16 protein-coding genes are annotated in these 14848 nt (G+C 39.1%); 13 read left to right on the top strand and 3 right to left on the bottom strand.

Going from position 1 to position 14848, the window contains the following annotated elements; genetic code table 11:
- The first annotated feature begins 1 nt into the window (after position 1).
- The 3 genes from A6E03_RS02055 to A6E03_RS02045 are packed head-to-tail and all read left to right on the top strand — an operon-like array spanning position 2 to position 2985.
- The gene (locus tag A6E03_RS02055) at positions 2–571 is read left to right on the top strand and encodes a YecA family protein (RefSeq protein WP_065594002.1); all 570 of its coding nucleotides are present in this window, start codon (positions 2–4) and stop codon (positions 569–571) included.
- Positions 572–583: 12 nt separating this feature from the next.
- Entirely contained in the window at positions 584–1771 is a 1188-nt protein-coding gene (ubiH, locus tag A6E03_RS02050) for a 2-octaprenyl-6-methoxyphenyl hydroxylase (RefSeq protein ID WP_065594001.1), read from the top strand.
- A gap of 2 nt (positions 1772–1773) precedes the next feature.
- Entirely contained in the window at positions 1774–2985 is a 1212-nt protein-coding gene (locus A6E03_RS02045) for an FAD-dependent 2-octaprenylphenol hydroxylase (protein WP_065600088.1), read from the top strand.
- Between the two features lie 74 nt (positions 2986–3059).
- Here the strand turns inward: A6E03_RS02045 and A6E03_RS02040 are convergent, their stop codons facing one another.
- Together A6E03_RS02040 and ygfZ are read right to left on the bottom strand one after the other, a co-directional pair.
- Positions 3060–3263, bottom strand: coding sequence for a DUF1107 domain-containing protein (locus A6E03_RS02040; RefSeq protein WP_065593999.1), 204 nt, complete (start codon positions 3261–3263; stop codon positions 3060–3062).
- Between the two features lie 543 nt (positions 3264–3806).
- Positions 3807–4763, bottom strand: coding sequence for a tRNA-modifying protein YgfZ (gene ygfZ / locus A6E03_RS02035; RefSeq protein WP_065600087.1), 957 nt, complete (start codon positions 4761–4763; stop codon positions 3807–3809).
- Positions 4764–4944: 181 nt separating this feature from the next.
- On the opposite strand from ygfZ, the gene A6E03_RS02030 reads away from it, so the two are divergent.
- Both A6E03_RS02030 and A6E03_RS02025 read left to right on the top strand, forming a co-directional pair.
- Positions 4945–5205, top strand: coding sequence for a succinate dehydrogenase assembly factor 2 (locus tag A6E03_RS02030; protein WP_065593997.1), 261 nt, complete (start codon positions 4945–4947; stop codon positions 5203–5205).
- A 70-nt stretch (positions 5206–5275) separates the two neighbouring features.
- The gene (locus tag A6E03_RS02025) at positions 5276–5566 is read left to right on the top strand and encodes a hypothetical protein (protein WP_255310566.1); all 291 of its coding nucleotides are present in this window, start codon (positions 5276–5278) and stop codon (positions 5564–5566) included.
- Between the two features lie 14 nt (positions 5567–5580).
- Here the strand turns inward: A6E03_RS02025 and nadB are convergent, their stop codons facing one another.
- Positions 5581–7200, bottom strand: a complete 1620-nt coding sequence (gene nadB, locus A6E03_RS02020) for an L-aspartate oxidase (protein ID WP_065593996.1) — start codon at positions 7198–7200, stop codon at positions 5581–5583.
- Positions 7201–7516: 316 nt separating this feature from the next.
- Here nadB and rpoE point away from each other — a divergent pair, with 316 nt between their 5' ends.
- The 8 genes from rpoE to era all read left to right on the top strand — a co-directional run bounded on the left by rpoE (position 7517) and on the right by era (position 14764).
- Positions 7517–8095, top strand: a complete 579-nt coding sequence (rpoE, locus tag A6E03_RS02015; RefSeq protein ID WP_065594246.1) for an RNA polymerase sigma factor RpoE — start codon at positions 7517–7519, stop codon at positions 8093–8095.
- A gap of 30 nt (positions 8096–8125) precedes the next feature.
- A complete protein-coding gene (locus A6E03_RS02010; RefSeq protein ID WP_065593995.1) occupies positions 8126–8743 on the top strand; it encodes an RseA family anti-sigma factor in 618 nt (205 codons plus the stop codon).
- A complete protein-coding gene (gene rseB, locus A6E03_RS02005) occupies positions 8743–9720 on the top strand; it encodes a sigma-E factor regulatory protein RseB (RefSeq protein WP_065600086.1) in 978 nt (325 codons plus the stop codon). The genes A6E03_RS02010 and rseB overlap by 1 nt, the downstream gene beginning before the upstream one ends.
- A gap of 5 nt (positions 9721–9725) precedes the next feature.
- Positions 9726–10217 (top strand): SoxR reducing system RseC family protein, encoded by a 492-nt coding sequence (locus A6E03_RS02000; RefSeq protein WP_065600085.1) that lies wholly within the window; start codon positions 9726–9728, stop codon positions 10215–10217.
- Positions 10218–10301: 84 nt separating this feature from the next.
- Positions 10302–12095: a translation elongation factor 4 gene (gene lepA / locus A6E03_RS01995; RefSeq protein ID WP_065593992.1), complete on the top strand. Its 1794-nt coding sequence runs from the start codon at positions 10302–10304 to the stop codon at positions 12093–12095.
- A 119-nt stretch (positions 12096–12214) separates the two neighbouring features.
- A complete protein-coding gene (gene lepB / locus A6E03_RS01990; protein ID WP_065593991.1) occupies positions 12215–13117 on the top strand; it encodes a signal peptidase I in 903 nt (300 codons plus the stop codon).
- A 10-nt stretch (positions 13118–13127) separates the two neighbouring features.
- Positions 13128–13799, top strand: coding sequence for a ribonuclease III (rnc, locus tag A6E03_RS01985; protein WP_065593990.1), 672 nt, complete (start codon positions 13128–13130; stop codon positions 13797–13799).
- Complete coding sequence (gene era / locus A6E03_RS01980) at positions 13799–14764, top strand: GTPase Era (protein WP_065593989.1); 966 nt, start codon at positions 13799–13801, stop codon at positions 14762–14764. Before rnc ends, era begins: the two co-directional genes overlap by 1 nt.
- The last annotated feature ends 84 nt before the right edge of the window (positions 14765–14848 follow it).

Raw genomic sequence — 14848 nt, 5'->3', positions numbered from 1 at the left:
CATGAGCGTAATTAAGATGCCAACCTTCTTGACTGTAGAGTCAGCTTTAAAAGACAGTGGATTAGCCGTAACGCCAGCAGAATTACATGGTCTACTTGTGGGCATGATAAGCGGTGGACTTCCGTTAGATGATAAAACATGGAAACCTCTTATGTTTGATTACACGAATGATGGTATGGGATGGCCGGATAATGCACTTAAAATGGGCAGTGCTGTTTTTCAATGCACCGTTGCAGAGTTAAGTACTGATAATTTTGCTTTGGATATGCTGATCCCTGATGAAACAGAAACACTAATGAACAGAGCCGATGGGTTAAGTGAGTGGGTTAACCATTTCATTTCTGGTTTAGGGTTGGTTGAACTAAAACTAGATAAAGCCTCTGCATCATTAAAAGAAGCCTTATTAGATCTAGAAGAGATTGCTCGCCTAGGCATTGATGAGGAAGATGATCTTGAAGAGCAAGAAAATCTATTTGAACAAGTTATTGAACATGCTCGTATTTGTGTACTTACTATCCATGCTGAATTAGGCCAAAAAGTACATAACGACGCCTCTAAATCTGTGCATTAATTAGGTAAAACTATGACACATTATGATGTAGTGATTGTAGGTGGTGCAATGGCCGGTGCGACTTTGGCACTGGTTTTAGAGAGTATGAATAAAGACAATTTATCGATAGCGGTAATTGAAGCGGTAAAGCCCAATTTAGATCTTCATCCTGGCTACGACTCTAGGAGTATTGCATTATCAAATGGCACGTCCCAGTTACTAAAAGACAGTAACCTTTGGTCAGAATTCGACGCATTTACCACTCCGATCCATCATATTCATGTGTCAGATAGAGGCCACGCAGGCTTAACCGAATTAACCTCAAAAGAGCTTAATGTTAATGCGTTAGGTTATGTGGTTGAGTTGGCTGATGTTGGGCGATTTTATCATCAGGCGCTAGAGGGATCTAAAAACATAGATTTGCTTTGTCCTGTATCGGTAACGCATATTGAGCGTGAAACATCGTTATCAACGTTAACACTATCGGATGGTAATGTGATTTCAACCTCCCTTATTGTTGCCGCAGATGGTGCTGAATCAATGACATGTAAGAGCATGAATATTGAAAGCGAAAATGATGATTTTGAACAAGTCGCTATCATTGCTAATGTCACTACGGCTATCAACCCAGAAGGTAAAGCATTTGAACGTTTTACTGATAATGGTCCATTGGCCTTGCTTCCTATGTCACAAGGACGAAGCTCATTAGTTTGGTGTGTTAGTCCTGAAGAATCACAGCAAATACTGAAATATGATGATAAAGCGTTTTTAGAACACCTACAGGGTGCTTTTGGGTGGCGCTTAGGTCAGTTCGTTAAAACAGGGAAGCGGGCGCATTATCCATTATGGTTACGTCGCCAAAAACAACACATATCACATCGTTTTGCTGCCATTGGTAATGCTGCTCAGACACTTCACCCTATTGCTGGCCAAGGTTTCAATTTGGGTATTCGAGATGTATTTTCATTGGCGGAATGCTTAACTAAAGCGCATCGTTTAGGAAATGATATTGGTGAATATTGTGTACTTTCTGAATATCAAAAGCGACGTCAGCCAGATCAAATACAAACAATAACAATGACAGCAGGATTGGTTTCTATTTTCGCAAATAATTCGTTCCCAATGGTTGTTGGTAGAAACGTAAGTTTGTATGGTGTAGACACATTCCGTTCTTTTTTAAAGCCCCTGACATTACGAGCAATGGGCAGAGTGAATAGATAATTATGATGCAAAGTGTAGATGTTGCAATTATTGGTGGTGGCATGGTCGGTTTGACGGTGGCAGCAGCATTAGAAAAAAGTGGATTAAGAGTCGCTGTGATCGAAAGTAAATTGCCGTCTACTGAATTAGACGATTTACCTGATATTCGAGTTTCTGCCATTAGTCGAGCCAGTGAAAATATTCTTGAGTATGTTGGCGCATGGCAAGGGATCGCTTCTCGTCGATCTGCATCATATACGTCAATGAAAGTATGGGAGCAAGACAGTTTCGCTCATATTGATTTTGAGGCAGAGCAAATTGCCCAGAGTAATTTAGGACATATTGTTGAAAATCGTGTGATTCAATTGTCATTGCTTGAAAAAATAGAGAAGCAAGATAATGTGACATTATTTGCACCCGAGCGTTGCAGTAAAATTTTATTTGGTGAAAGCGAAGCGTGGATCAATTTAGAATCAGGTAAAGCAATTACTGCTAAATTAGTCGTTGGTGCTGATGGTGCTAATTCATGGTTACGTCAGCAACTGGACATCCCATTAACACATTGGGATTACGGGCATAGTGCTCTTGTGGCAAATATTAGAACCGTTGAGCCGCATAATAAAACCGCACGTCAAATATTTAGACCTGAAGGTCCATTAGCCTTCCTTCCTCTTGGTGAATCAAATTTAAGCTCGATAGTATGGTCATTAGATCCTCTTCATGCTGAAAATTTAGTTTCAATGCCAGAGGAAGAGTTTAATAAACAATTAACCGCCGCCTTTGATAATCAGTTGGGGCTGTGTCAGGTTGAAGGTGAGCGCCAAGCTTTTCCTTTAAAAATGCGTTATGCCAAAGATTTTGTAAAAGATCGTGTGGTATTGGTTGGTGATGCTGCCCATACGATTCATCCATTAGCCGGACAAGGTGTAAATTTAGGTTTAGCTGATGCTGCAGCATTAGCTGAAACTATTATGGAATTGCATTTAGAGGGTAAAGATATTGGCTTAAAGGCTAACTTGAGACCTTTTGAACGTTGGAGAAAATCAGAAGCAGCACAAATGATAGCGTCAATGCAGGGTTTTAAAGAATTGTTTTCTGGTGATAACCCAATTAAGAAAATGGTGAGGGGATTAGGGATGTCTCTTGCTAATGAATTAACGCCAGTAAAAGATGAATGTTTGAAAAGAGCATTAGGTCTGTCTGGACGATTACCAAAGATGGCGTTGAAAAAGTAATGTTTAAGCATTAACAAACATAAAAAAGGTAGCGAAAGCTACCTTTTTTATTCGTATCGATTTTACATATGGGTCTAATAAGAAAGGCGTAATCGAGCAACTTCCAAGTTAACCTCTTTTATCATTCTATATTGTTCGCGTTCAGCTTGAGAGGGAACAATTAGTTTTCCCGCTTCAAATCTAAATTCTCCAATACCATGAATATGAATCTTTCCGTTAAACAGTCGACTAATATGTTTAGCAATCATACCTGGGGCATAGTGCTTAAAAAATCGCATCACATTATCCTTTAGTGATAAATACTATAAAAGCATTTTATTTATACCAATAGTGCTAAAAATTAATTCTAATTCGCATTATGGATATTACTTTTGGAAGGCATTATAAAGCAGAAAAGGTGACGATAGTGTGACAAAAATGGAATTGAGTGACGAAGGTATTATTTTCTTGTGTTTTTATATTCTTAAATTTGATCTTTATTCGATATTAAATAGTACGTTTGAGTGTTGAATTAGGAATAGATAAAAAAAGCCCGAAATAAATTCGGGCAAACAGTCACAGATGCACTTCCAATATATATAGGTATATTGGAATAAATTGTTTGGAGTTAAACAATTTATGCGTTCCTTTGTAAGAAAAGAACATAAATAAGATAGCTAATTAATTACCAAATTGCTACTTATTCATAATAAATAAATAACAATTCAGTTTTTAATATTTAATTGTGCACTAAAGATCAATATTCAAAATGTAAGAATGTAAATTAATCTTACTCTCGACACTGTTAATGTTAGCGAACGATTTATTGTCTATAGACCTGTTTATTCTTCATCAAGTGAGTAAGGAAGAGGTTGTTTTTCCCAGATTGAATCTTGAAGTCTAAATTGAGAATCTTCATCAAGATTATTTGGAAGAATAGCTAAGGCAAGAGTCTCACCTTCAGCAAAACGGAAGGCAGAGACGATAATGCCACCTTTACGCCAGTTATCACCCACACTACGTTCAATCGGATCACCAGCGATTGGTGTTTGCTCTGAGTGTCCAGAGACTAAATACATTGCTCGCTTGTTGATGCCACGATACTTTGCTCTTGCAACGGTTTCTTGGCCGGTATAACACCCTTTTTTAAAGCTGATGCCACCCAGAGCCTGTAAGTTCATTGCTTGAGGGATATGTTCATTGCTTAATGCTGAATCAAGTTGAGGAAAAGCGTGCTGTAATTGATAAAGTGTCCACACGTCTTCGTTACATAAGGTAGCTTGAGTAACAGAAGCAAGTATGTCTTCTTTTTGAGTTATTGTTGTAACCAGTAACCATTGTAAAGAACCGATTTTTGCAAAGGTTCCAAATACAGAAGTACGAACATCTTCTTGTGAATCCGTATTATTATCAATCCAGACTTGAGCTTCTTCTCCTGTAAAACCAAGTAAAACTTCGTCACTAATAGCGATGTCTACTTTAGAGAATACTGAATATTTCTTAATTTCAGTAAGCTCGGTTTCTACTGAGCTTCTACGTTGGAATAAGGCATAACCTTCATTGTGGTGGAAAAGGTGGAATATGCTCCATAACTTACCTTTTGCATCGCAGTGGCCACCAAAGGTAATTTCATTTTGAGCTAAAGCAACCACATCACAGGTTACTTGACCATGTAGATACGATTTTTTATCGGCACCCACCATAGTAATTAATGCCCAATCATTCAGTTCAGAAATCGCAAAGCATGGAAGAGTGTTGCCTTTTTTTATTGATAACGCTGGGAATAGAGTGCTCATCATGAAATTCTTATTTGGTTAGATTATTTCCTTTATAGTAAATGCCTACATTTTAAATGTCAGTAAAAAGAAACAAGTAGTTTTATGTCTCATCTTCTTCAACTTGTGACCTTAGATCATGGTTGTGATAGAAAGAGACTGATAAACTCAGGCCAGTTATTTCTATTTTGATCTAGGGGACAGTATGTACAGTGTCGAAGAAAAAGCACGAGTCAAGTGGGCTTGCCGTCGTGGGATGCTGGAATTAGATGTGGTAGTAATGCCATTTTTTGATGAATGTTTTGAAGAGCTTACAGAAGCTGAACAGCAAGGCTTTGTTTCATTGTTAGAATGTGATGATCCTGATTTGTTTACTTGGATCATGGGACACGGCCGCAGTGACAACCTCGCTCACGCTGCAATTATAGATAAAATTGTTGAGCATAACCTCAGTAAACTCCGTTAAGGTCATACTTAACTTTTCTAATATCGCCTATCTTACTTTGCATGGTTGTTATCTTTGCGTTGGGTGGGCGATGTTATTAATCGATATTGTTCCATTTCCTTTATTACCTCTTCTCTTTCATTATAGTTACCAGCACCTTACTCTTGTTTATCATTCCCTTTTAGAGTTGCAAGGTTCATACACATTTATAGATAAAGAGTCTGATGACCATCGTGATTGGGTTGTAACCCGAACATTCTGGTTAAGTCGAAGCCTAAGTGTTTTTTATGCCCAAAATGAGTATACAGGTCGTTACTTTTATCTGTTTAACGATACGATAGATATAAAAAAGCACCATCAATTAATGGTGCTTTTAAAGTGATTAATTAAAACTCGTTATTTAAAGTCTTTTGGCGCTAAAATCGTAGGGCCTGATTCTTCTAGAGCTTCTGGATAATCTAGCGTGTAATGAAGACCACAGCTTTCTTTACGTTCCATGGCACAACGAATCATCAATTCAGAGACGTCTAATAAATTACGTAATTCAATTAAGTTATTAGATACACGGAAATTACTGTAATAATCGTGTGTTTCTTGCTTTAGCAATTGAATACGACGAAGCGCTCTTTCTAGACGTTTATCGGTGCGAACAATACCCATGTAGTCCCACATAAATAGGCGCAATTCATGCCAATTATGTTGAATTACGACTTCTTCATCTGAGCATTCAACTTGGCTTTCATCCCATGCGGGTAGTGATGGTGGAAGCTCTCTGTTTTTCATGTCTTTTATAATGCACTCAGCTGCTGACCACGCGTAAACGACGCACTCTAGCAATGAGTTCGATGCTAATCGGTTCGCACCATGAAGGCCTGTGTAGCTCACTTCACCAATCGCAAATAAACCATCTATGTCTGTTTGTCCTTGCTTATCGACCATTACACCACCACAAGTGTAGTGAGCTGCTGGGACAATTGGGATTGGCTCTTTGGTCATATCAATACCAAATGAAAGCAGTTTTTCATTAATGGTAGGAAAATGGTGATGAATGAATTCTTCAGGTTTATGGCTGATATCTAAATACATGCAATCAGCGCCTAAGCGTTTCATTTCAAAGTCGATAGCGCGAGCGACAACATCACGAGGCGCTAATTCACCACGTTCATCAAAATCAGGCATAAAGCGAGTGCCATCAGGACGACGTAAATAGGCGCCTTCACCACGTAACGCTTCAGACATTAAGAAGTTACGAGCGTCAGGGTGGAATAAACAGGTCGGGTGGAACTGATTGAATTCTAAATTTGCGACTCGACAACCTGCGCGCCAAGCCATTGCAATCCCATCACCAGAAGAAACATCAGGGTTAGAGGTATATTGGTAAACTTTAGAAGCGCCGCCCGTTGCTAATACCACAAACTTAGCGCGAACGGTTTCAACGTGTTCCGCATCACGGTTCCAAATATAAGCACCAACTACCTTGTCTTCTTCGCCGCCGACTTTATCTTCAGTGATTAAATCAAGTGCATTGTGTCGCTCAAAGATAGATATATTAGGATGGTTCACTACGTTATCTTGTAATGAGTTTTGCACTGCTCTACCTGTAGCATCTGCCGCGTGAAGAATACGACGATGGCTATGACCACCCTCGCGAGTTAAATGAAACTTTGGATCTGAAACGTCGGTTTCTTTTTCATCATCGTGATCAAAAGGAACACCGCCATCAATTAACCATTGAACGCAATGCTTAGCATTCTCTGCGATAAAGGTAACAACGTCTTTATCGCAGATATGGGCACCTGCAATAAGGGTATCGTCAACATGAGATTCAACAGTATCACTTTCATCAAATACGGCAGCGATGCCCCCTTGAGCGTAATAGGTTGAGCCTTCATTACGAGGCCCCTTACTTAAAACGATCACCTTTCCATGTGGTGCGACTCTAAGTGCAAGTGAAAGACCAGCAGCACCACTACCTATGACTAAAACGTCACAACTGTGTTCATTGGTTATGTTCATATATTCATCATTATCCTGTGATTATCTGAGTATTTTACCAGAATCTATGAGATTGCGTCATATTTTGAAGTGGAATCTTAAATATCAAGAATAAAAAATAGAAAATAGGCCATAAAAAAACCTATAGAAGTCTTAAAGTTAATCATGGAACTATTAAATTGATAAAAAAATGTAATAATAAAGGAACTTTCTAAATATTAGAAACTCATACATAGTGCTCAAGTTAATTGTGATATAGCTAAATAACAGTGTTAGCTATTGCGTAATGTAAACTTAATGCGCATCTAAGAAGAATAACATGGGAGTACCAGCTCCAATGAGTGAGCAGTTAACAGATCAAGTTTTAATTGAGCGTGTTCAACGTGGTGATAAGCAAGCATTTAATCACTTAGTGATTAAGTACCAAAACAAAGTATGTAACCTTATTTCTCGCTATGTGAAAAATAGTGGTGATGTGCCAGATGTCGCACAAGAAGCGTTTATTAAAGCATATCGAGCATTACCAACGTTTCGTGGTGATAGTGCATTTTATACTTGGTTGTATCGTATAGCCGTAAATACAGCAAAGAACTACCTTGTCGCTCAAGGTCGTAGACCTCCAGCATCAGATGTGGATGCCGTAGATGCTGAATATTATGACGGAGACAGTGCATTAAAAGAAATCACTAATCCAGAGAATTTATCGTTGACGGAAGAATTACGACAAATCGTATTTTCGACCATCGATGGTTTACCAGAAGATTTAAAAACAGCAATTACCTTACGAGAGATTGAAGGCTTAAGTTATGAAGATATTGCTGCTGTAATGGAGTGTCCAGTTGGTACGGTTCGTTCTCGTATCTTCCGAGCTCGTGAAGTTGTTGAGAAAAAGATCCAACCGCTAGTGCAGCATTAACTATTTTCCAACGGTCAAACGGTGAAGACAATGACTGATAAAGAACAAATTTCTGCGTTTATTGATAATGAAGAAATGGACAATGCGTTCATTGAATCACTATCTCAACCTGAAAATGCAGAAGCCTGGAAAAATTACCATTTAATTGGTGATGTCATGAGAGGGGATGCCCCCGCTAGCAATGAATGGAATATTGCAGCGAATGTAGCTCTTGCTCTTGAGGATGAACCTGTTCATCAAATGAATGACACTGTGACGACGTTTATGCCCTCACAACCAACACCAAGTGAAGCAAAGAAAACATTACCAAGCTGGATGACTCAGTTCACTCAAGTCGCCATGGCTGCATGTTTTTCTTTAGTTGTAATCGTCGGTGTGCAGCAGTATAACGGTGCCGATAATGGAGTGATTCCAGCAAGTGGTGACATACAAGTTTTAGATACTGTTCCCTTTAGTGGAACTGCTGAGCCGGTAAGCCTAACTCGTGATTCTTTAGTTAAGAATACGTCAACAGAAGCAGACGTAATGGAGCAGCGTAAACGCATTAATGCGATGCTGCAAGATTATGAACTACAACTTCGTTTGAATGCACACGATGGTTCAATTGATCGTGATCTATTAGAGCAAAATACACTATTGGCAGAATAATGAAACGTATACTGATCAGCTTTATTGCCTTGGTCAGCTTCTTCCCAATATTAGCCTCAGCAGAAGAGAGCCCTTCTGCTGAGGCTTTGTTACATCAAATGGGTGAGGCTAGTCACGAGCTAAATTATGAACTTTCTTACATTCTCGTAAAAAAAAGTAGCATAGAACCTTTTATGTATCGTCATTCCCATGTTGATAAAATGACGCTCTCACACCTTGTTTATTTAAGCGGTTCAATGCGAGAAGTCATCCGTAGGAATGATGAAATAACGTATTTAGAACAAGGTAATAAACCTTTTTCCATTAAATCAGAAACTATTGTTGCCCCCATTATTCCGCTATTACATAAAAATGTAGTCGTACTAAAAGAATATTATGATTTTGTTTCGATGGGGAGATCTAGAGAAGCGGGTTCTCCTGCTCAAGTTGTGCGAATTGTTCCCAAAGATGGAAATCGTTACTCTTATATTGTATGGATTGATGAGCGCAGTAATTTACCGTTACGGACAGATCTAGTCAGTCGTGAGGGGGAAGTCATTGAGCAATATAGAGTTATTTCTTACACCGTTAACGACCAAATATCAGATTATATGAATCAACGTTTAGGTGATGCAGAATTACCTAAAGTATTATCAGTACCACTCCCTACAGATGAAGAATCAACATGGCGCGTTCATTGGCTTCCAAATGGTTTTAAAAGCGTTCACTTTAACCGTTATCGTTTAGCTATGAATCAACGTTCAGTAGAGAGTAAAATGTATTCTGATGGATTATTTAATTTTTCCGTCTATATATCTGAAGCTGATAAACTGAGTAATAAAGAACAATCAATTCGCCAAGGTAGACGTTCGCTTTATAGTTATATTCAAGGCGACTATGAAATCAGTGTGGTTGGTGATATTCCTGCAATAACCGCAAAACGTATTGCAGATTCTGTTATTTTTACTACGCCAGAACCTAAAAACGAGAATAAGTAATACTTATGATGACTGCATTAGCAACAGTACTTGATATTCAAAATGATATTGTAGTGGTTGGCTGTCAACAAAAAACCAGCTGTAACCACTGCTCGTCTAAAGATTCGTGTGGTACCGGTATTGTCTCTAAAGTATTACCTGGAAAAGTGCATCACTGGGCTTTTCATACCGATAAAAAATTAACGATTGGGCAAATGGTTGAAATAGGGCTACCTGAGAAAAATTTATTACAATCGGCAACCATCGTTTATCTAGTGCCTTTGGCTTTTCTACTGTTTGGTGCATTATTGTCGGAATGGCTACTCTCTCCATTAATAGGCATCGGAGAAGTGACCACTATTGGTATGGCAGCACTTTCATCATGGGGTGGGTATTTTATTGCAAAACGCCTTTCTCATCGTATTGAGCAGAATACAGAACAACAAGTTAGCCTAATTAGAGTCCTTGGCGAACCTGTTTCTGACACTCTCTCGGTAAATGCTGCAGGAATAAGATAGCGACTTGCGAGGAAATTGGGTAGAATCCCATTACTTGATCTCACGATCCAATCCCATTAACTAATTGAGTTTGTCACGTCATTCATGAAGCATATTCGTAATTTTTCTATTATTGCCCATATCGATCACGGTAAATCAACACTATCTGACCGCCTTATCCAAATTTGTGGTGGCCTGTCAGACCGTGAAATGGCAGCACAAGTTCTTGATTCAATGGATCTAGAACGTGAACGTGGTATCACTATTAAAGCCCAGAGTGTAACTCTAAACTACACGGCGAACGATGGTGAAACTTATCAACTAAACTTTATCGATACACCTGGACACGTTGATTTCTCATACGAAGTATCACGTTCACTTGCGGCTTGTGAAGGCGCATTATTAGTGGTTGATGCCGGTCAGGGGGTAGAAGCTCAAACTCTAGCAAACTGTTATACCGCTCTTGAAATGGATTTAGAAGTGGTTCCAATCTTGAATAAGATTGATTTACCAGCGGCTGATCCTGAACGTGTTGCAGAAGAAATTGAAGACATCGTTGGTATTGAAGCGATGGAAGCAACGCGTTGTTCTGCAAAAACAGGTGTCGGTGTTGATGAAGTTCTTGAAACTATCGTTAAATCAATTCCAGCGCCTGAAGGTAATCCAGAAGGTCCAACTCAAGCGTTGATCATTGACTCATGGTTTGATAACTACTTGGGTGTTGTTTCTTTAGTTCGAGTTAAACATGGCTCATTGAAGAAAAATGACAAAATTAAAGTCATGAGCACAGGCCAAGTATGGAATATTGATCGCATTGGTATCTTTACGCCAAAACAAATTGATACCGATGGATTAAACACCGGTGAAGTAGGCTGGGTTGTTTGTGGTATTAAAGATATTTTAGGCGCACCAGTGGGTGATACATTAACTCACGCTAAAGGCGGCTGTGAAGAGCGCTTACCTGGTTTCCAAAAAGTGAAACCACAGGTATATGCTGGTTTATTCCCTATTTCATCGGATGATTATGAAAACTTCCGTGATGCATTGGGTAAATTAAGCTTAAATGATGCGTCTCTTTTCTATGAACCAGAAAGTTCTTCAGCACTTGGTTTTGGTTTCCGTTGTGGCTTCCTTGGTATGCTACACATGGAAATCATTCAGGAGCGTTTAGAGCGTGAATACGATCTTGATCTGATTACAACAGCACCAACGGTAGTTTACGAAGTTGTGTTGAATAATGGCGATTTACTGTACGTAGATAGCCCTGCAAAATTACCAGCAGTGAATGATTTAGACGAAATTCGTGAACCAATTGCTCGTTGTAATATTTTAGTGCCTGCGGATTATTTAGGTAATGTAATTAGCCTATGTATTGAAAAACGTGGTACTCAAGTTGATATGATTTATCATGGAAATCAAGTGGCATTAACTTATGACATCCCAATGTCTGAAGTAGTGCTAGATTTCTTTGACCGCTTAAAGTCAACGTCTCGCGGTTATGCATCATTAGATTATAACTTCCAACGTTATGAATTATCGAACATGGTTCGTGTTGATGTATTAATTAACGGTGAAAGAGTTGATGCGCTTGCTATCATTACTCACCATGATAATGCACAAGGTCGTGGTCGTTTATTAGTTGAGAAAATGAAAGAATTCATTCCTCGTCAAATGTTCGATATTGCGATTCAAGCTGCAATTGGTGCGCATATTATAGCGCGTTCAACAGTTAAACAGTTACGTAAAAACGTAATTGCAAAATGTTACGGTGGCGATATTAGCCGTAAGAAAAAACTGTTGAAGAAGCAAAAAGAAGGTAAGAAACGTATGAAGCAGATTGGTAATGTTGAATTACCTCAAGAAGCTTTCCTTGCGATTCTTCATGTAGGTAAAGATTAATTTATAACACCTGATACTTCAGAGTGAAGTAAACTAAGCTTTATTACAGCTAAAGAAAGCGATGATCCATGGTCTTCGCTTTCTTTGTTATGCAACACTTAATAACTTAAGGGAATGAAATGGCTAACACTTTTTCACTGATATTAGTTCTTGTAACTCTATTTACTGGCGTTATTTGGGCTATTGATAAATTTGTCTTGGCACCTAAGCGCAAACAAAAAATTGCAGCAGCAAGTGAGCAAGCGAATGGACAAGTTGATGAAGCAACACTTGCAAAAGTTGCGCCTCAACCTGCATGGATAGAGCAATCCGTTTCTATTTTTCCAGTGATTGGCCTTGTTTTAGTGTTGCGCTCATTTATTTATGAGCCGTTCCAGATCCCATCCGGTTCGATGATGCCGACGCTTTTAGTCGGTGATTTTATCTTGGTCGAAAAATTCTCTTATGGAATTAAAGATCCTGTTTGGCGCACACAACTTGTAGATGTGGGTAAACCAGAACGTGGTGATGTTGTTGTTTTTAAATATCCACCGCAACCAAATATCGACTATATTAAACGTGTAGTGGGTAAACCTGGTGATACTGTTATTTACAGCGCTGCTAAGCAAATTTGTGTGAAACCAAAAGGTGAGAGCAAGTGTAATATCATCCCGTTAACGAACATGAAAGACAGTGAATTCATGCAAGATCGCACTAACTTAGTTCAATATACCGAGCAGTTAGCAAGTGATACAACGCATGATATTTTGGTTAACCCAATGCGTTCTGATCGAGTATCTATGTACCAACCACGACCAGGGTATAACGAGTGGGTCGTACCTGAAGGTAACTATTTTGTAATGGGCGATAATCGTGACAACAGTGCTGACAGCCGTTATTGGGGCTTTGTCCCAGAAGCGAATCTAGTGGGTAAAGCGGTCGGGATCTGGATCAGCTTTGAATTTGAACGTGGTAGCGATAGTGTGCTGCCTTCCTTTATTCCTACTGGTGTACGTTTTAACCGCATCGGTAGCATAGACTGATTGAAATAATATGACATCTCCATTACAGCGCCTAGAACGTAAAATAGGCTATAAATTTAATGATGAAAGCTTTCTTAAGTTAGCACTGACTCACCGTAGTGCTAACGGAACTCATAATGAGCGTTTAGAATTCCTAGGCGATTCAATTTTGAGTTTCGTGGTTGCTGATGAGCTGTATCACCGTTTCCCTAAAGTGGATGAAGGTGATATGAGTCGTATGCGTGCAACGCTAGTTCGTGGTCACACTCTTGCTGAGTTAGGTCGTGAATTTGAGTTAGGGGATTACCTATTTTTAGGCCCTGGTGAATTGAAAAGCGGTGGTTTCCGTCGAGATTCAATTTTAGCGGATGCGGTTGAAGCGATCATTGGTGGTATTTATCTTGATAGTGATACCGAAGTCATTCGTCGAATTATTTTAGCATGGTACAAAACACGCTTAGATTCGATTGAACCAGGTATCTCTCAAAAAGATCCAAAAACACGTCTTCAAGAATACCTACAAGGTCGTCGTAAGCCGTTACCAACGTACACAGTGACAAAAATTAAAGGTGAAGCTCATAATCAAGAGTTCACTATTGAATGTATCGTAGCAGGCTTGGATAAGCCTGTTATCGGCAAAGGAAGCAGTCGCCGCAAGGCAGAACAGTCGGCTGCTGACATAGCATTAGGACAAGTAAACTAATGTCAGATGACAAAGAATTCGATCTAGATGCGTACTTCTCATCAGAAGCTAAAACAGAATCTAGCGACAACCAACACTGTGGCTTTATTGCTATCGTTGGTCGTCCAAACGTAGGTAAATCAACACTTCTAAACCAAATTTTGGGACAGAAGATTTCGATTACTTCTCGTAAACCTCAAACGACTCGTCACCGTATTATGGGTGTTGATACGGAAGGGGATTATCAAGCGATTTATATTGATACGCCAGGTCTTCATATTGAAGAAAAGCGTGCGATTAACCGCTTAATGAACCGTGCTGCAAGCTCATCATTAAGTGATGTTAACTTGGTTTTATTCTTGGTAGATGGTACTCACTGGACACCAGACGATGAAATGGTATTGAATAAGCTGAGAAAAGCAGAGTTCCCTACTGTTCTATTGGTAAACAAAGTAGATAACGTTAAAGATAAAAATGACGTTATGGCTCATCTTCAAACGATGACTGAAAAAATGGACTTTGTTGATGTGGTGCCAATTTCAGCGAAATCAGGCTCTAATGTTGATGTTGTTCAAAAGCTAGTTCGTGATCATTTACCAAAAGCGGTTCATCATTTCCCAGAAGAATACGTAACTGACCGTTCACAACGCTTTATGGCATCAGAGATTATTCGTGAAAAGCTAATGCGTTTTACGGGTGAAGAACTGCCATACTCAGTAACTGTTGAGATCGAGCGTTTTGATTACAATCCTAAAATGGATGGTTTTCATATTAATGGCCTAATTCTTGTTGAGCGTTTAGGTCAAAAGAAAATGGTTGTTGGTAAGAACGGTGAAAAGATCAAAGTCATTGGTCGTGAAGCTCGTATCGATATGGAAGGCTTATTTGACCGTAAAGTGTATTTAGAGCTTTGGGTTAAAGTTAAATCTGGTTGGGCTGATGATGAACGAGCACTTCGTTCTCTTGGTTACATCGACGATTTATAATTTCTAGAAACTAGAAACTAGAAACTAGAAACGATAAGATCTAGAACAAGATCCCGAATAACTTAATCACATTAATTTAAGTTG

Origin of the sequence: Aliivibrio sp. 1S128 (genome assembly GCF_001691065.1) — a bacterium.
Classification (GTDB): Bacteria; Pseudomonadota; Gammaproteobacteria; order Enterobacterales; family Vibrionaceae; genus Aliivibrio.
Note: the sequence above shows the minus strand (reverse complement) of the source record. Positions and strands in the feature narration are given on the sequence as shown.